16 protein-coding genes and 2 riboswitches are annotated in these 17,506 nt (G+C 63.9%); of the genes, 11 read left to right on the plus strand and 5 right to left on the minus strand.

What is annotated here, in order from left to right:
- Window positions 1–136: 136 nt before the first annotated feature.
- From PMI38_RS23945 to PMI38_RS23955, 4 genes are all read right to left on the minus strand, one after another.
- Window positions 137–538: a hypothetical protein gene (locus PMI38_RS23945; RefSeq protein ID WP_008099913.1), complete on the minus strand. Its 402-nt coding sequence runs from the start codon at window positions 536–538 to the stop codon at window positions 137–139.
- A 170-nt stretch (window positions 539–708) separates the two neighbouring features.
- The gene (locus tag PMI38_RS23950; protein ID WP_008099915.1) at window positions 709–1,593 is read right to left on the minus strand and encodes a LysR family transcriptional regulator; all 885 of its coding nucleotides are present in this window, start codon (window positions 1,591–1,593) and stop codon (window positions 709–711) included.
- 94 nt (window positions 1,594–1,687) lie between these two features.
- A complete protein-coding gene (locus tag PMI38_RS26840; RefSeq protein WP_238540216.1) occupies window positions 1,688–2,080 on the minus strand; it encodes a hypothetical protein in 393 nt (130 codons plus the stop codon).
- The gene (locus PMI38_RS23955) at window positions 2,061–3,125 is read right to left on the minus strand and encodes a polymorphic toxin type 44 domain-containing protein (protein ID WP_008099917.1); all 1,065 of its coding nucleotides are present in this window, start codon (window positions 3,123–3,125) and stop codon (window positions 2,061–2,063) included. Before PMI38_RS23955 ends, PMI38_RS26840 begins: the two co-directional genes overlap by 20 nt.
- A gap of 246 nt (window positions 3,126–3,371) precedes the next feature.
- Here PMI38_RS23955 and PMI38_RS23960 point away from each other — a divergent pair, with 246 nt between their 5' ends.
- The gene (locus PMI38_RS23960; RefSeq protein ID WP_008099919.1) at window positions 3,372–4,094 is read left to right on the plus strand and encodes a pirin family protein; all 723 of its coding nucleotides are present in this window, start codon (window positions 3,372–3,374) and stop codon (window positions 4,092–4,094) included.
- A gap of 130 nt (window positions 4,095–4,224) precedes the next feature.
- On the opposite strand, the gene PMI38_RS23965 is transcribed toward PMI38_RS23960, so the two are convergent.
- A complete protein-coding gene (locus PMI38_RS23965) occupies window positions 4,225–4,518 on the minus strand; it encodes a DUF1330 domain-containing protein (protein ID WP_008099920.1) in 294 nt (97 codons plus the stop codon).
- Window positions 4,519–4,596: 78 nt separating this feature from the next.
- Here PMI38_RS23965 and ribBA point away from each other — a divergent pair, with 78 nt between their 5' ends.
- The 10 genes from ribBA (at window position 4,597) to PMI38_RS24015 (ending at window position 17,362) form a co-directional block, all read left to right on the plus strand.
- Window positions 4,597–5,718 (plus strand): bifunctional 3,4-dihydroxy-2-butanone-4-phosphate synthase/GTP cyclohydrolase II, encoded by a 1,122-nt coding sequence (ribBA, locus tag PMI38_RS23970; protein WP_008099922.1) that lies wholly within the window; start codon window positions 4,597–4,599, stop codon window positions 5,716–5,718.
- 348 nt (window positions 5,719–6,066) lie between these two features.
- Entirely contained in the window at window positions 6,067–7,092 is a 1,026-nt protein-coding gene (locus PMI38_RS23975) for a polyamine ABC transporter substrate-binding protein (protein WP_008099924.1), read from the plus strand.
- On the plus strand, window positions 7,089–8,006 hold the full coding sequence (locus PMI38_RS23980; protein WP_008099926.1) for an ABC transporter permease: 918 nt from the start codon (window positions 7,089–7,091) through the stop codon (window positions 8,004–8,006). Before PMI38_RS23975 ends, PMI38_RS23980 begins: the two co-directional genes overlap by 4 nt.
- 6 nt (window positions 8,007–8,012) lie before the next feature.
- The gene (locus PMI38_RS23985; protein WP_008099928.1) at window positions 8,013–8,822 is read left to right on the plus strand and encodes an ABC transporter permease; all 810 of its coding nucleotides are present in this window, start codon (window positions 8,013–8,015) and stop codon (window positions 8,820–8,822) included.
- A 19-nt stretch (window positions 8,823–8,841) separates the two neighbouring features.
- On the plus strand, window positions 8,842–9,990 hold the full coding sequence (locus tag PMI38_RS23990; RefSeq protein ID WP_008099930.1) for an ABC transporter ATP-binding protein: 1,149 nt from the start codon (window positions 8,842–8,844) through the stop codon (window positions 9,988–9,990).
- A 46-nt stretch (window positions 9,991–10,036) separates the two neighbouring features.
- A riboswitch (cobalamin riboswitch) is annotated at window positions 10,037–10,242 on the plus strand.
- A gap of 110 nt (window positions 10,243–10,352) precedes the next feature.
- Entirely contained in the window at window positions 10,353–12,479 is a 2,127-nt protein-coding gene (locus tag PMI38_RS23995; RefSeq protein WP_008099931.1) for a TonB-dependent receptor, read from the plus strand.
- Between the two features lie 207 nt (window positions 12,480–12,686).
- Entirely contained in the window at window positions 12,687–13,853 is a 1,167-nt protein-coding gene (locus tag PMI38_RS24000) for a DUF1624 domain-containing protein (protein ID WP_008099933.1), read from the plus strand.
- 28 nt (window positions 13,854–13,881) lie between these two features.
- Window positions 13,882–14,081, plus strand: a riboswitch (cobalamin riboswitch).
- A gap of 112 nt (window positions 14,082–14,193) precedes the next feature.
- Entirely contained in the window at window positions 14,194–15,216 is a 1,023-nt protein-coding gene (locus tag PMI38_RS24005; RefSeq protein WP_008099935.1) for a FecCD family ABC transporter permease, read from the plus strand.
- On the plus strand, window positions 15,213–16,001 hold the full coding sequence (locus tag PMI38_RS24010) for an ABC transporter ATP-binding protein (protein ID WP_008099937.1): 789 nt from the start codon (window positions 15,213–15,215) through the stop codon (window positions 15,999–16,001). The genes PMI38_RS24005 and PMI38_RS24010 overlap by 4 nt, the downstream gene beginning before the upstream one ends.
- Window positions 16,002–16,018: 17 nt before the next feature.
- Window positions 16,019–17,362 carry an OprD family porin gene (locus PMI38_RS24015; protein ID WP_008099939.1) on the plus strand — a complete coding sequence of 448 codons (1,344 nt, stop codon included), beginning with the start codon at window positions 16,019–16,021 and terminating at the stop codon, window positions 17,360–17,362.
- Window positions 17,363–17,506: the final 144 nt, after the last annotated feature.

A 17,506-nucleotide genomic window follows, 5' to 3' on the forward strand; every position in this document is an offset into this window, starting at 1 on the left:
CCGGTACGCGCTTGGCGTGGGAGGGCTCTCAGGTAGACGTAGGAAGATTCCGAAAAATTAGGGGCTCGATTTGAGTCTTGCGGTGGGGTTGAGATCGAGCGCCACCCCAAAAAGCCCGCCGAACACCCGCCAGCCCTCACGCATCCCGCAGCAAGTCATGCGCATCCAGCAACCGAAACGCGACCTCAGGATTGCGTTCCAACCCTCGCCGAATCGCCGCCGGAATCGACTGCCGGGTCTTGCGGCACAACCCAGGCTGAGCATCGAGTTCGATGACAATCCCGCGCATGGTCCGCACTTCGTTGAACCCCGGAGCAATGCGCACACGAATGCCAAGGTTCTCGAACATCCGCACCTGCAGGCGCTGCAGGTCTTCCAGGTCCTTCACGTTTTCCAGGCGTTCGACCAGGCGTTTTTCTTCCTGCCGGGTAAGCAGCAGGATGCGTTGGGCCGCTGGCGGGCTCTCGGCCAGGTTTTCTCGGCCGCAGTCGCAGGCGCCAGGGGGGCACGGTTGGCGTAGAGGTGGAGGTGTGCTCATGGGGCAAGCATAGCCTGAACTGGCCCTATCGCCGGCAAGCCGGCTCCCACAGGTACAGCACCGGTTTCAAGAACGGCGGGGTACCTGTGGGAGCTGGCTTGCCAGCGATAGGGTCCTTGAGTTCAATGGCATTTGGCTCAGTCCAGACTTGTCTTACAGCTGACGATCAACTAAAGCTGCGCCAATCGCTCTCGCAGAAACCCGACAAAACCCTGTACCGGCCTCGCCACCTGCCGATGCTGCGGATACACCGCCGACAGCTGCAACGCCGGCGGTGCCCAGTCATCCAGCACCGTCACCAGACGCCCATCGGCCAATGCCTGGCCAACGATAAAGGTCGGCAGATAAGTCACCCCCATCCCGGCTATCGCCGCGTCCCTGAGCAGCTCGCCATTGTTGGCACGCATCCGTCCGGTCACGGCAATGGCCTGCGCCTTTCCAGCGCGAATGAACTGCCACTGCACCTGCCGTGAATGCCCGTAAGGCAGGCAGTCATGGCCGGACAGTTGTTCGGGCCGCTTCGGCACACCGCGCGTTTGAAGATACCCAGGGCTCGCGCAGTACACCCGCTCGACACTGGCGATCCGCCGCGCGATCAGGCTGGAATCCTCCAGCGCACCAATGCGCAGTGCCAGGTCGTAACCCTCGCCGATCAGGTCCACGGCGCGGTCACTGAGGTCCACCTCCACATCCACCTGCGGGTGCAGTTGCAGAAACTCGGTCAACAGGCAGCCCAGGTGCGCCATGGCGAACGACAGCGGTGCACTCAGTCGCAAGGTGCCGCGCAAGGCCTGGGTCTGACCGCTGATGTCCTGCTCCACCTGCTGCACCTCGCCCAGCAGGCGCAGTGCCGACTGGTAGTAGTGCTGGCCCAGCGGCGTAGCGTCCAGCCGCCGGGTGGAGCGGTTGAGCAGGCGCACGCCAAGTCGTTCTTCCAGTTGCATCAGGCGTCGGCTGACCGATTGCTTGGACATGCCCAGGCGGTCGGCGGCGGCGGTGAAGCTGCCGGTCTCCATCACTTGGGCAAAGATGCGCATGTCTTCATAAGGGTTCATTGTCTTGCTCTTGGTGACAGTCAGCCGCTTTATAGCGGCTTTTTCCCATCATTGCAGCACCCTACTCACACAAAGGGCTAGGTTCTCGGAGTTTCTATTTTGGTAGTGGCCCACATGCTTCAATACGTTTGCCATCAGTACGGCTATCGACAGCACCATCTGCCCCGATGTAGACATCGGTATTCGGCCATTTCGGTTTAACCCGAATGCAGCGCGATTTCCCTCCGTTGTTCCAATTGAACTCCATAAAAAATTGCTCGTTCGGAAAGATGTGTCCTGCGCCACCCGTAGTTTCACCCGGGTAGATCTCACCTTTTGAGATGTCGTGCTGAACATTCAAAATGTAACCCAGACGCCCTTGCCCCTTGTCAGAGAAGTGGAAACTCACTTGGGGTGTGGCGACATACCAAAAGACGATGGGGGCGAGTAATAACACCGCCACCCAGCGCCAGAAATGCCGTTTCGGTTTACTTGCAGACGTGGTCACGCGTCCCATCTCCCCAGCTTGAACGTGGTAATGCTAAAACTTCGTCCATAAGCATTTGTGCCGTAATTCCGCCGTTTGGGTGCTGCTTGTACAGTTTGATTCCAATGCTGATGGAGACTCGGTCGCCTATATCGTCCCAAGCCCGCATTCCTTTGATGTCTGCTGAGCGGTGAGGTCCTTTTCGCTCGTCCCACTTCTGAACTTTGCGAATGGCGTCTGAGGCAATCTGTTCAAGCCCAGCGCCGTCCAGAAGGATGCTTTCAGAAAGGCCACCAACGCGTCCTACATAGCCGTAGTGGATGTTCGACCAGATGTCGTAGAAGTAGTCAACTTGACCTTGCTTCTGCCAAGGCCCGCCGAACTGTTGTGCAATAGTCACCTTGTGATCCCATGGCCTATTTTGACCAACCCTCTCGGCCCAAAGGGCCATCGCAGCGGCAGTGTTACTAAGCTCCATTGCTCGAAAATCAGGAGGTAGAAGGCGTGCATACCATGGAAGGTTCTGGAAGCTTGCATTTTCCTCCGCCGCGTCAAAGCTGATGAGCTTCTTCATTTTCAGTACGGATGGATGTGTGATGTTGCGGTTAATTTCCCCGGCGATATAGCTGGCTACCTGCTCCATCATGTCAGGGTCTTGGCAAGTACCAGGCTTCGGCTTCATTTTTCCTAGCGTAGGTTTGATAGGTGGGGTCAAGCTGGCTTGATCTGATGTTGCCGTCTGGCTTGCCTGTAGTGTCGCCGAGGGGTTTGCCGCTTCGCCAGGCCCTCCCAAGGCTATGACGCGGTTTCTCCCCGCTGGGCATTTGCACGCCACCAACGCCCCATCAACCACCGCCGGGCGGCCTTGGATCACGAAGTTTTGTACGCCCTCCACGAGCGTTCCGACTTCACCACAGACAGGGCATGGGGTGGTCTTGTCCTGCACCCGCAACGCTTCACGCCCATGCCCTTTAAATCCAGTGCCGCTGGCCAGACATACGGCCCCTGTAGTGGTGCGGTCCCCATTCAAGGCCTGGTTCCTGCCTTGGATCCTGAAACGTACCATGCGCTATCTCCTCGAGTGAAAGCCGGGAAGCTAGCACCCACAAGAGCAAGAAAATCACCCCAAAACACAGCAAGAGCGATCCTACAAAACACGCTGAAATGTCCTACAAGCCTCTTCTCCAATAGTCACTTTCAAAGAGACAGTCTTTCACCAAACCACAGATTTTTAACGCCCACGCTGACAGTTAAACTTCTCCCATCAACAGCCCAAGCGCCCTCCCGGCCCTGGCTTTCAAGGAGAATCACCATGCTCACCGTCCGCAACGCTAAAGACCGCGGCCTCGCTTTCCATGGCTGGCTGAAATCCTTCCACACCTTTTCCTTCGGCCACTACCGCAACCCCGACGAGCAGGGTTTCTCCGACCTGCTGGTGATCAACGACGACCGCGTCATTGCCGGCAAGGGTTTCGGTGAGCACCCGCACCGGGACATGGAAATCTTCTCGTATGTGCTCGAAGGGGCGCTGGAGCACAAGGACACGTTGGGCACCGGCTCGGTGATCCGCCCGGGTGATGTGCAACTGATGAGCGCCGGGCACGGGGTGGCGCATAGCGAGTTCAACCACAGCCAGACCCAGCCGGTGCACTTTCTGCAGATCTGGATCGTGCCTGACGTGAAGGGCGCGACGCCGCGTTACCAGCAGCAGCACTTCAGTGCCGAAGAAAAGCGCGGCAGGTTGCGGCTGATCATTTCCCCGGATGGCGCGGAGGGGTCATTGCAGGTGCGCCAGGATGCACGGGTGTATGCCGGGCTGTTCGAAGGTGCGGAGCGGGCGAGCCTGACCTTGCCGGAGAACCGCCATGGCTATGTGCATGTGGCCCGGGGCAGCATCGAGCTCAATGGGCAGGTGCTGAATGAGGGGGATGGGGTGCGCATGCGGCAGGAGCGGCTGCTGGAGCTTGCCAATGGCAAGGATGCAGAGGTGCTTGTGTTTGACTTGCGACCGCATGAGTTGCCCGGGATGCCATGAGGGCTGAATGGCGTCAGTGTCGGCCTCTTCGCGCGACAAGCCCGCTCCCACAGGTCATACGCTGCTGATGAAATCAGCACCAAACCTGTGGGAGCGGGCTTGTCCCGCGAAGAGGCCGGCATTGATCAGCTCAGGGCTCGAACCCTTCCACAATGATCACCTCAGCCTTCGCCACCCCTTGCCGGTGGCTGCAGGCTTCCTGATACAGCTCGGACCGATAACAGGCCACCGCCTGCTCATACGAATCGAACTCGATCACCACGCTGCGCTGCGGGGTCTGCCGCCCTTCCATCGCCTCGCTACGCCCACCCCGGGCCAGAAACCTGCCGCCAAATGCCGCAAAGGCAGCGGGCGCACGCTGGGTGTACTGCTGGTACTGCTCAGGGTCGGTCACGTCCACATGGGCGATCCAATAGGCTTTCATCCGCTGCTCTCCTGTTGCAAAACTATTTGTGTATGATGGTATACCATAAAACCACCCCCATCACAGTGAGCGTGCAGCATGGCTTTCAACACCATCGAAGAACTCCTCGAGGACTACCGGCAAGGCAAGATGGTGCTGCTGGTGGACGACGAAGACCGAGAAAACGAAGGCGACCTGCTGATCGCCGCCGAGCGCTGTGACGCCCAGGCCATCAACTTCATGGCCCGCGAAGCGCGTGGGCTGATCTGCCTGACCCTGACCGACGAACACTGCCAGCGCCTGGGCCTTGAGCAGATGGTGCCGGCCAACGGCAGCGTGTTCAGCACTGCCTTCACCGTGTCGATCGAAGCCGCCAGCGGCGTCACTACCGGCATCTCCGCCGCCGACCGGGCGCGCACCGTGGCCGCGGCGATGGCCGCCGATGCCCGACCCGAAGACCTGGTGCAGCCCGGCCACATCTTCCCCCTGCGTGCCCGCGAAGGCGGCGTGCTGACCCGCGCCGGCCACACCGAGGCCGGTTGCGACCTGGCCCGCCTGGCCGGCTTTACCCCGGCTTCGGTGATCGTCGAAGTGCTCAACGACGACGGCACCATGGCCCGCCGCCCCGACCTTGAAGTGTTCGCCGCCCAACATGGCATCAAGATCGGCACCATCGCCGACCTGATCCACTACCGCCTGAGCACCGAGCAGACCATCAAGCGCATCGGCGAGCGCGAGCTGCCGACCGTGCATGGCACCTTCCGCCTGGTGACTTATGAAGACCGCATCGAAGGCGGTGTGCACATGGCCATGGTGATGGGCGATATCCGCCGCGAGCAGCCGACGCTGGTGCGCGTGCATGTGATCGACCCGCTGCGCGACCTGGTCGGGGCCGAGTATGCAGGGCCGGCCAACTGGACGTTGTGGGCGGCGCTGCAGAAGGTGGCCGACGAAGGCGTTGGAGTGGTGGTGATCCTGGCCAACCACGAGTCCTCGCAGGCACTGCTGGAGCGGGTGCCGCAACTGACCCAGCCCGTGCGGCCGTACCAGCGTGGGCAGTCGAAGGTGTATTCGGAGGTCGGGACTGGCGCGCAGATTCTGCAGGACCTGGGCGTGGGCAAGCTGCGCCACCTGGGGCCGCCGCTCAAGTATGCGGGGCTGGCGGGGTATGAGCTGGAGGTGGTGCAGAGCATTCCGTTCGAGCCGTCCTTGGCTACCTGAACAGGCGGAGATCTTGTGGGAGCGGGCTTGTCCCGCGAAACAGGCAGCGCGGTGGATGGCACCGGCTTCGCCGGTGTTCGCGGGGCAAGCCCGCTCCCACAAGCAAAAGAGATGCTCCCACAGGGGACTGCGCAAGCCCATAGCCCACGGAGTGATGGCCGGTCGCCTTCCCCTCTTGCGAAAAGTTTGGAATACCATAATATGATATCCCGTAGACCTTGAATTCTCAGGCCGCCGCCTAAACTCAAAAACGGCCACCCCACACATTGTCAGAGCTGCTCCCCGAATACTGTTGGCGGGCGCACACCCAGCCCCGCCTCGAATAACAAAAGCAACGAGGGCGTAACCATGCTGTTGAGCAAACGTGTAACCGCAGTGCTGTCCGCCAGCCTGCTGACCCTGGCTTGTCAGGCCACCCAGGCCGCCGACAGCCTCAACTTCGTCAGCTGGGGCGGGACCACCCAGGACGCCCAGAAAGAAGCATGGGCCGTACCCTTCAGCAAGGCGACCGACATCAAGGTGGTGCAGGACGGCCCAACCGACTACGGCAAGCTCAAGGCCATGGTCGAGAGCGGTAACGTGCAGTGGGACGTGGTCGACGTCGAAGCCGACTTTGCCTTGCGCGCCGCCAGCGAAGGCCTGCTCGAGCCCCTGGACTTCAACACCATCCAACGCGACAAGATCGACCCGCGCTTCGTCTCCGACCATGGCGTCGGTTCGTTCTTCTTCTCCTTCGTGCTCGGCTACAACGAAGGCAAGCTCGGCGCCAACAAGCCGGTGGACTGGACCGCGCTGTTCGACACCAAGACCTACCCCGGCAAGCGCGCCCTGTACAAGTGGCCAAGCCCCGGCGTGCTGGAACTGGCCCTGCTGGCTGACGGCGTCCCGGCCGACAAGCTCTATCCGCTGGACCTGGACCGCGCCTTCAAGAAGCTCGACACCATCAAGAAAGACATCGTCTGGTGGGGCGGTGGCGCCCAGTCGCAGCAGCTGCTGGCCTCCGGTGAAGCCTCGCTCGGCCAGTTCTGGAATGGCCGCGTCTACGCCCTGCAGCAAGACGGCGCGCCGGTGGGCGTGAGCTGGAAGCAGAACCTGGTCATGGCCGATTTCCTGGTCATCCCCAAAGGCGCCAAGAACAAGGACGCGGCCATGAAGTTCCTGGCCAATGCCAGCAGCGCCGAAGGCCAGGCCGAGTTCGCCAACAAGACCGCTTACGCCCCGGTGAACGTCGACAGCGTGGCCAAGCTCGACAAAGACCTCGCGCAAAACCTGCCGACCGCCTACGCCCAGGACCAGGTCACCCTGGACTTCGCCTACTGGGCGAAGAACGGCCAGGCCATCGCCGCGCGCTGGAATGAGTGGCTGGTGAAATGAAAGTCGCCATCAACGCCCTGCACAACGCGCAAGGTGCCCCCACGGGCGCCGGCGCCCCGGGAGCGGCCCCTCGCCGCGAACCGCTGAACCGCCGCTGGAAAGGCAGCCGCAACCTGCTGCCCGCCCTGTTGTTCCTTGGCCTGTTCTTCTTCGCCCCGCTGATCGGCCTGCTGCTGCGCGGTGTGCTGGAACCGGTGCCGGGGCTGGGCAACTACGAGCAGCTGTTCGCCAACTCGGCCTATGCGCGGGTGCTGTTCAACACCTTCTCGGTGGCCGGCGTGGTCACCCTGATCAGCGTGCTGCTGGGCTTCCCGCTGGCCTGGGCGATCACCCTGGTGCCCAAGGGCTGGGGCCGCTGGCTGCTGAACATCGTGCTGCTGTCGATGTGGACCAGCCTGCTGGCGCGCACCTACTCGTGGCTGGTGCTGCTGCAGAGCTCGGGGGTGATCAACAAGGTGCTGATGGCGCTGGGCATCATCGATACCCCGCTGGAGATGGTGCACAACCTGACCGGCGTGGTGATCGGCATGAGCTACATCATGATTCCGTTCATCGTGCTGCCGCTGCAGGCGACCATGCATGCCATCGACCCGATGGTGCTGCAGGCCGGCTCCATCTGCGGCGCCAGCCCCTGGACCAACTTCTGGAAGGTGTTCCTGCCGCTGTGCCGCTCGGGGTTGTTCTCCGGTGCGCTGATGGTGTTCGTGATGTCGCTCGGTTACTACGTCACCCCGGCCCTGCTCGGCGGTGCGCAGAACATGATGCTGCCCGAATTCATCATCCAGCAGGTGCAGTCGTTCCTCAACTGGGGCCTGGCCAGCGCCGCCGCTGCACTGCTGGTGGTGATCACCCTGGTGCTCTTCTACCTGTACCTGAAGCTGCAGCCGGAATCCCCGGTCGGCAACGCGAGGTAATCCGCCATGCTTCTGTCACCCAATGCCATGGGCCGCCCACTGCGCACGGGCCTGTACCTGACCACCGGGGTCATCGCCGCGTTCCTGCTGTTGCCGGTGGTGTTCATCGTGCTGCTGTCGTTCGGCTCCTCCCAGTGGCTGGTGTTCCCGCCACCGGGCTGGACCTTCAAGTGGTACGCCCAGTTCTTCGCCAACCCGGAGTGGATGGACGCTGCACTGGCCAGCCTCAAGGTCGCCGTACTGACCACCGTGTTCGCCGTGCTGCTGGGCCTGCCCACCGCGTTCGCCCTGGTACGCGGCCGCTTCCCCGGCCGTGAAATGCTCTACGGGCTGTTCACCATGCCGATGATCGTGCCGCTGGTGATCATCGCGGTGGCGGTGTACGCGCTGTTCCTCAAGCTGGGCTACACCGGCACGCTGTTCGCCTTCGTGGTCAGCCACGTGATCGTCGCCCTGCCCTTCACCATCATCTCGATCATCAACTCGCTGAAGCTGTTCGACCAGTCGATCGAGGATGCCGCAGTGATCTGCGGAGCGTCGCGCCTGCAGGCGATCTTCAAGGTGACCTTCCCGGCCATTCGCCCGGGGATGATCGCCGGCGGCCTGTTCGCCTTCCTGGTCTCGTGGGACGAGGTGGTGCTCAGCGTGATGATGGCCAGCCCCGACCTGCAGACCCTGCCGGTGAAAATGTGGACCACCCTGCGCCAGGACCTGAGCCCGGTGATTGCCGTCGCTTCGACGCTGCTGATCGGCCTGTCGCTGATGGTCATGGTTATTGCCGCCGCCTTGCGCCGGCGCACCGAAGTCAACGCCTGAGTGCCCGGAGACAACAACAATGAGTGCAGTGATCAAAGACAACGCGCACAACAAGACCCTGGTCAGCCTGCGCGGCCTGAACAAGCACTACGGCGACTTCACCGCCGTGGACAACCTGGACCTCGAAATCCAGGACGGCGAGTTCCTCACCTTCCTCGGCTCCAGCGGTTCGGGCAAGTCCACCACCCTGTCGATGCTGGCCGGTTTCGAAACGCCCAGCAGCGGCGAGATCCTGGTCGAGGGCCAGTCGCTGGTGAACGTGCCGCCGCACAAGCGTGACATCGGCATGGTGTTCCAGCGCTACTCGCTGTTCCCGCACCTGAACGTGCGCGACAACATCGCCTTCCCGTTGGCCATCCGCAAGCTCGGCGCCGCCGAGATCAACAAGCGGGTCGACGCCATGCTCAAGCTGGTACAGCTGGAGAAATTCGCCCACCGCAAGCCTTCGCAGATGTCCGGCGGCCAGCAGCAGCGCGTGGCGATCGCCCGCGCGCTGGTGTACGAGCCACGCATCCTGCTGATGGACGAACCGCTCGGCGCGCTGGACAAGAAGCTGCGCGAAGACCTGCAGGACGAGTTGCGCCAGCTGCACCGGCGCCTGGGCATCACCATCGTCTACGTCACCCACGACCAGGAAGAAGCCATGCGCCTGTCCCAGCGCATCGCCATCTTCAGCCACGGCAAGATCGTCGGCCTGGGCACCGGCTACGACCTCTACCAGAACCCGCCCAATGCCTTCGTCGCCTCGTTTCTGGGCAACTCGAACTTCCTGCGGATCAAGGCCAGCAGCCACGGCGCGGGCAGCTTCGAAGGGCAATCGGTGGCCATACGCCTGACCCCTGGCCTGGCGGCGGGGCAGGAAGCACTGATCATGGTGCGCCCGGAAAAAGCCCTGGCCCTCACCGTCGACCAGGCCGCGCGCGAACCACTGCCAGCGGGCTGGAACGAGGTGATTGCCAAGGTCGGCGAAGTGTTGTTCCTCGGCGAAAGCCAGACCTGCCACGTGATGACCCCAGGCGGTACCGAACTGACCGTGAAAGCACTGTCCGCCGCCGGCATGCCGATGCAACCGGGCGACACGGTGAAAGTGCGCTGGGCAGTGGCCGATGCCTGCATCTACACCGAGTGGGCAGAGAGCGATTTGAGCAAGGCGGCGGGTGCCCACTGACCGTCAGCCGCAGCTAAAGGATTGACGCGCGTCCCGACCAATGGTCAGATGCGCGCCAGTTTCAGGTGTCCTGCGCCGCCGCGCGCAGGGTGAAACGGGAAGCCGGTGCGTCGTGGTAAACGACAAGTCCGGCGCTGCCCCCGCAACGGTAAGCGAGCGACGCCTTCGACACACCACTGTGCGCATGCATGGGAAGGTGAAGGCGTCATGACCCTCGTAAGCCCGGAGACCGGCCTGAAGCTTCACTTGGCAACCCGCGGTGGGCGGGCGCAGGCCGGTATCCGCGTGCGCGGCCTGCGTGCGCGGTTCGCCTTTGCGTGTTTTCCACCGGGATCCATTCATTCCTGCAGTAGTGGAAAGACATGTCCCGTTTCTTCAAGCTTCACCCTCTGGCGGCCTGCCTGGCCGTCTCCTTCCCGGCCTTGGCCGACGAGCACGACAGCCAGGTGCTGGCACTGCCCTCCACGGCCATTACCGATACCCGCGATCAGCAGCACGTCGACCTTGCCACGCCGACCGAGGCGGGTTCGCGCCTGAATTTGAGCGCCCTGGAAACCCCGGCCAGCACCAGCAGCATTACCGACGAGCAGATTCAGCAGCGCAACAACCTCACGGTGCAGGACGCGGTAACCCGCTCGCCGGGCATCACCTTCATCGGCAACCCGGGCGATGGCGGCACCGGCCTGTCGGCGCGTGGCTTTACCGGGCATGGCTCGGTGATGACCCTGTTCGACGGCGCGCACCTGTTCACCGGCGCAGGCACCCAGACCTTCCCGGTCGACCCGTGGATGGTCGAGCGCATCGAGGTGATCCGTGGCCCGGCCTCGGTGCTGTATGGCGAGGGCGCCACCGGCGCGGTGATCAACGTCATCCCGAAAAAGCCCTTCGCCGGTGAAATCCACAACCACCTGCGCCTGGGCTACGGCTCCTGGGACCGCCAGCAACTGGGCCTGGACAGCGGCGGCAGCCTCAGCGAGCGGCTGAGCTACCGCCTCACCCTGAACCAGCAAGCCGGCAACGGCTGGGTCGACCGCACCGATTCGCGCAGCCTGGCCCTGAGCGCCGCGCTGCGTTTCGACGCCAGCGACGACCTGAGTTTTACCCTGGCCCATGAGCGTGGCGATGCCGAGCCTGCCAACTACTACGGCACGCCGTTGATCGACGGCCATTACCGCAGCAGCCTGCGCAAGAAGAACTACAACATCCAGAACGACGTGCAGCGCTACCACGACGAGTGGACCCGCTTCACCACCGACTGGACCCTCAGCGACCAGGTCAGTGCCAGCAACCAGCTCTACTACATCAAGAGCCGCCGCCACTGGCGCAACGCCGAGAACTACAGCTGGGACGTCGATCGCGAGCAGCTGCTGCGCCAGAGCTACCTGGAGATCAAGCACAACCAGGAGCAGATCGGCGACCGCCAGACCTTCACCTTCGACCATTCGCTGTTCGGCCTGACCAGCAGGACGCTGGTCGGTGCCGAGTACAACAAGGTGCGTTTCAACGTCGACAGCAACGCGCCGTACAACGACGTGGGTGGCGACTACATCGACCCGTGGCAGCCGGCACCGGGTTGGTTCCACAGCGATTCGCCCACGCGCCCGCAAACCTTGTCCACCACCCACACCTTCGCCCTGTTCGCCGAGAACCGCCTGCAGCTGACCGAGCGCCTGTCGCTGGTGACCGGTGTGCGCCGCGACCAGAACCATATCGACCGCGACGACCTCACCGACGGCACCCGCAGTGACCGTAGCCTGCAGGGTGGCAACTGGCGCGCGGGGTTGGTGTTCGCGGTCACCGACGACCTGTCGCTGTATGGCCAGTACTCCACCAGCGAGGACGGGGTGAACAACCTGGTCAGCCTGAGCCCGAGCCAGATGCACTACGACCTGACCGAGGCGAAGCAGACCGAGCTGGGGCTCAAGCAGCGGTTCTGGGAAGGTCGGGGCGAGTGGACGCTGGCGGCCTACCACATCGTCAAGAAGAAGCTGCTGGTGGATGACCCGTTCACCCATGAGCCGCAACAGGCTGGGCAACAGACGTCCGATGGCCTGGAGGCGACGCTGGAGCTGAGTTTGCCGCAGCAGTGGCAGGTTTCGGCAAATGCCGCGGTGGTGCGCGCCAAGTATGACGAATTCGACGAGATGGTCGGCGGCGTGCCCCAGGACCGTGCTGGCAATCGCCCGACCAACGTGCCGCGACGTAGTGCCAACCTGTGGCTGAGCAAGGGCTTCGGCCAGCGAGTGGAAGTGGGTATGGGCGCGCGCTATGTGGACGAGCGTTATGCCGACACTGCCAACACCCAGCGTGCGCCGGGGTACACCGTGGTCGATGCCAATATCGGCTGGCAGGTGCTGCCGGATGTGCGGTTGGGGTTGCAGGTGAACAACCTGTTCGACCGGGAGTATGTGGCTTCGGCGTTCAGCGGCACGCAGTGGGTGATGGGGGCGCCGCGGTCGTATTTTGCGACGGTGGATTACAGCTTCTGATTTGAGTTGGCTGAGCTGGCCTCTTCGCGGGACAAGCCCGCTCCCACAGGTTCAACACTGATCTCGATATCGGTGGCGTACCTGTGGGAGCGGGCTTGTCCCGCGAAGAGGCCAGCATGAACAGTGCAAGAACAACTTCCATGCTTGCACAGAATAGTTATAAGATAACGTTTCATTTGACATTCATTCCTGCCTGCGACCCCTTCCATGACCAGTGCCGCCGCCACTCCCACCCAGCTCACCCAGCGCCTGCAGAGCATCGACGCCCTGCGCGGCCTGGTGATCCTGTTCATGCTCCTCGACCATGTGCGCGAAACTTTCTTCCTGCACCGCCAGGTCAGCGACCCGATGGCCATCGACGCCACCGACCCGTCGCTGTTCGCCAGCCGCACCCTGGCCCACCTGTGCGCGCCGGTGTTCGTCCTGCTCACGGGCCTGTCGGCCTGGCTGTACGGCGAGAAATACCAGGGCCGCAGCGATGTCTCGGCCTTCCTGTTCAAGCGCGGGCTGTTCCTGGTGGTGCTGGAGTTCACCCTGGTCAACTTCGCCTGGACGTTCCAGCTGCCGCCCAGCGTCATCTACCTGCAAGTGATCTGGGCCATCGGCATCAGCATGCTCGCCCTGTCGCTGCTGGTGTGGCTGCCGCGCCCGGTGGTGCTGACCGTGGGGGCCGTGATCGTGGCCGGGCACAACCTGCTCGATGGCCTGCACTTCGGCGTCGAGTCCGCCCTGCACGTGCCCTGGGCGATCCTGCATGACCGTGGCTGGCTGGAGCTCTCCGAAAACCTGCGCCTGCGCACCTCCTACCCGGTGCTGCCATGGATCGGCGTGATCGCCCTGGGCTATGGCCTCGGCCCCTGGTTCGCCCGGGGTAGCGATGCGCAACAACGCCAGTACCACCTGCTGCTGGCCGGGGTCATCGCCCTGCTCGGCTTCATGGTGCTGCGCATCCAGAACGGCTACGGCGAAGCCCCCTGGAGCGGCTACCCGACCGTGACCCAGACCCTGATGAGTTTCTTCAACATCACCAAGTACCCACCGTCGCTGCTGTTCCTCACCCTGACCCTGGGCTGCGGCCTGCTGTTGCTGCGTACCTTCGAGCGCGCCGGCCAGGCCCGCTGGATCAGCGCCCTGGCAGTGTTCGGCGCGGCGCCGATGTTCTTCTACCTGCTGCACCTGTACGTGCTGAAGCTGCTGTACCTGGCCAGCGTCGCCCTGTTCGGGCGCAACCACGGCGACTACTTCGGCTTCGACGGCATTGCCGCGGTTTGGCTCACCGCCGTGCTGCTGGCCGTGGCGCTGTACCTGCCGGTGCGCGGATTTGCCCGGCTCAAGGCACGCCGGCGCGATATCACCTGGCTCAAGTACCTGTGATTTAGCGTTTCACCCGGCGGCCTGATGGTCTACCATGCCGCCCGCCGGTTTCCACCATGGAACTAACAGGGAATCCCAGGCCCGCCCAAGGCGTGCCAAACGGAACTGCCCCCGCAACTGTAAGTGCCGAGCCCGCTCCATCGATGCCACTGGGTCAACCGACCCGGGAAGGCCGGAGCCGGGCGATGACGCACCAGTCAGGAGACCTGCCGGCCAACATTCACCAACCGGCGGGGTGTCCGGGATTGGCCATTGGTGCTGCCTGCGCTGCGTGCGCAGGCTCGGCGATGCCTGTCCGTGGGTTCCTTCCGTGAACTGTCCGATAGGAGATCGCCCCAGCATGCAGCCCCGTTTCGCCATCCTGCTCGCAGGCCTCGCCCTGCTGACCCTGCTGGTGGCCGTGCTGGCCGGCACGGCCATTGGCGAAACCCAGTTGTCGCTGCGGCTGGTCTGCCAGGTGCTGGCCAACCACCTGTGGCAAGCCGATTACCCGGTCGACCCGATCGACGCCGGCATCGTCTGGAACTACCGCTTGACCCGCACCCTGGTCGCCGCCGCCTGCGGCGCCGGGTTGGCGACCTGCGGGGTGATCCTCCAGGCGCTGCTGCGCAACCCACTGGCCGAGCCGTACCTGCTGGGCTTGTCGGCAGGCGCCTCGACCGGTGCGGTACTGGTCGGCCTGCTGGGCCTGGGCAGTGCGGCCCTGAGCCTGTCCGCCGGTGCGTTCATCGGTGCGCTGACGGCCTTCGCCCTGGTGCTGGTGCTGGCCCGTGCAGCCGGCCCGAGCAGCCATAATGCCCAGGTGATCCTGGCGGGCATCGCCGGCTCGCAGCTGTTCAACGCCCTCACCGCGTTCCTCATCACCAAGTCGGCCACCGCCGAACAGGCGCGCGGCATTCTGTTCTGGCTGCTGGGCAACCTCAGCGGCGTGCGTTGGCCGTCGGTGTGGCTAGCGCTGCCGGCAGCGTCAGTCGGCTTGCTGGTGTGCCTGTGGCAGCGCCGCGCCCTGGACGCTTTCACCTTCGGCGCCGATTCGGCGGCCTCGCTGGGCGTTGCCGTGCGCCGCACGCAGTGGCTGCTGATCTGCTGCGCGGCGTTGGTGACGGCGGTGATGGTGTCCATCGTCGGCGCCATCGGTTTCGTCGGGCTGGTCATTCCGCACGCCTTGCGCCTGTTGCTCGGCCCCGGCCACAACCGCCTGTTGCCAGCCAGCGCACTGGGCGGCGCGCTGTTTATGATTGCCGCTGACGTGCTGTCGCGCACACTGATTCCTGGTCAGGTGATTCCGGTAGGTGTGGTCACCGCGCTGATCGGCGCACCGGTGTTCGCGCTGATTCTGGTCAGCCGCCGGGGGCGCCCATGACGGCCATGACAGCGCTGAACCTCGCCCCGCTCGCCTGTCAGGGCTTGAGCTTTCAGTTGGCGGGTAACCTTGTACTGCGCGACATCGACCTGAGCGTAGTGCCAGGCGAAACCCTCGGTATCGTCGGCCCCAACGGCTCCGGCAAGTCGTCGTTGCTCAAGCTGCTGGCCGGGCTGCGCACCCCGCACAGCGGCAGCGTCGAGCTACTGGGCGAGCCCATCGCACGCCTGCCCCGCCGGCGTATCGCCCAGGCCCTGGCGCTGGTCGAGCAGCAGGCCGACACCCTCGATGCCATTCGCGTATTCGATGCCGTGGCCCTGGGGCGCACGCCGTGGTTGTCGGCCTTGGCACCGTTTTCCCGCGAGGACCGCGCCATCGTCGAGCAGGCCTTGGCCGACCTCGATGCCACGCACCTGCGCACACGCCTCTGGGGCTCGCTGTCCGGTGGCGAACGCCAACGCGTGCACATCGCCCGCGCCCTGGCCCAGCAGCCTCAGGTGTTGCTGCTCGATGAGCCGACCAACCACCTCGATATCCAGCATCAGCTGAGCCTGCTGCACCGCGTCCAGGCATTGCCGGTCACCACCCTGGTTGCCCTGCACGATCTCAACCAGGCGCTGACCTGCGACCGCGTGGCTGTGCTCGACCAGGGCCGCCTGGTTGCCCTGGGCAAGCCGTTGGATGTGCTTACCCCCGAACGCCTGCTGAGCACCTTTGGCGTGCACGGCCACTACCTCACCGACCCCATCGACGGCGCGCGCTTCCTGCGTTTTCGCGTCCCCTGAACCAGGAAGTTGCCGCCATGCCGTTGCGCTCCACCGCCCTGCTGCTCGCCAGCGCTCTACTGCCCGTTGCCGCGCTGGCCGAATCGGCGCAATCGCAAAGCCGTGGGCTGGTCGAAGACAGCAACTGGAGCTTGCTCAACCGTACCGTGTACGACCAGCGTGACTACAAGCATGGCGGGCGCAACAGTGCCGCCCGCAATGCCTACAAGCCGCGCGGCGAGCGCAATGGCCTGGCTGAAGAATGGGCCTACGGTTTGATGGGGACGTTGCAGTCCGGGTTTACCCAAGGCTTGATAGGCGTGGGCGTCGATGCCCATGCCTACCTGGGCGTGCAGCTCGACAGCGGCGGCGGCCGGGCCGGCAAGGCGCGCCTGCTCGGGGTGGACAATGACGGCCACCCGAAGAATGCGTACAGCCGGGGCGGCGCGGCGGTCAAGGTGCGCCTGTCCAACACCGTGCTTTCCTATGGCGAGCAGCGGGTGAAGACGCCGGTATTCAGCTCATCCGACAGCCGCCTGCTGCCGGAAACGGCAACCGGGTTGTTCTTCTCCAGCAACGAAATCGACACGCTGAAGCTGGTCGCGGGGCACTTCAACGAAAGCACCGACCGCAACGCCTCAAGCCATGATCAGGGCTTCGTGGTCAACTACTCCGATGGCCGCCAGGGCAATAGCTTCGACCTGGCCGGCCTGGTGTGGAACCCCGGCGCCGCATTCACCGGCAGCCTGTATACCTCCCGCTATGAAGACACCTGGAACCAGCACTACCTCGGCAGCACCCTGACCCACGCACTGGACGACCGCCGCAGCCTGAGCCTGGACCTGAACCTGTACCGCACCACCGACACGGGCAAGGCCCTGTCCGGACGCATCGACAACACCACCTGGAGCCTGGTCTCGCGCTACAGCCAGGGGCCGCACAGCGTCAGTCTCGGTTGGCAGCAGGTACACGGCGATACCCCGTTCGACTACGTGACCCGTGGGGCGATCTATCTGGCCAACGCGGTGCAGATGTCCGACTTCAACGCACCGAACGAGAAGTCATGGCAGGCGCGCTATGACCTGGACATGGGAGGGTACGGGGTGCCCGGGTTGAACCTGACGGCGCTGTATGTGCGCGGGTTCGATATCGATGGCAGCCATGTCGACCCCAGTGGCGGCTACGCCTACCTGGGCTATGGCCAGGGCGGCAAGCACTGGGAGCGGGACCTGGAGGCACGCTATGTGGTGCAGAGCGGCAAGGCCAAGGGCACGGTCTTCTCGCTGCGGCATAACCTGCATCGGGGGAACACGGCGCAGGCGGAGCTGGATGGCGACCAGGTCCGCCTGGCCGTCGAGTGGCCGTTGACGGGCGGGTTATGACGAACCCGCCATTGAAAGCACTGGTTTCCCTGTGGGAGCAACTGTTCTGCTCAACTTCCAAAAGTTGATGCGATTCCTGTGGGAGCGGGCTTGTCCCGCGAACACCGGCGAAGCCGGTGCCATGCTCCGCGCTGCCTGTTTCGC

Source organism: Pseudomonas sp. GM84, from assembly GCF_000282535.1.
In the GTDB taxonomy this organism is placed as follows: domain Bacteria; phylum Pseudomonadota; class Gammaproteobacteria; order Pseudomonadales; family Pseudomonadaceae; genus Aquipseudomonas.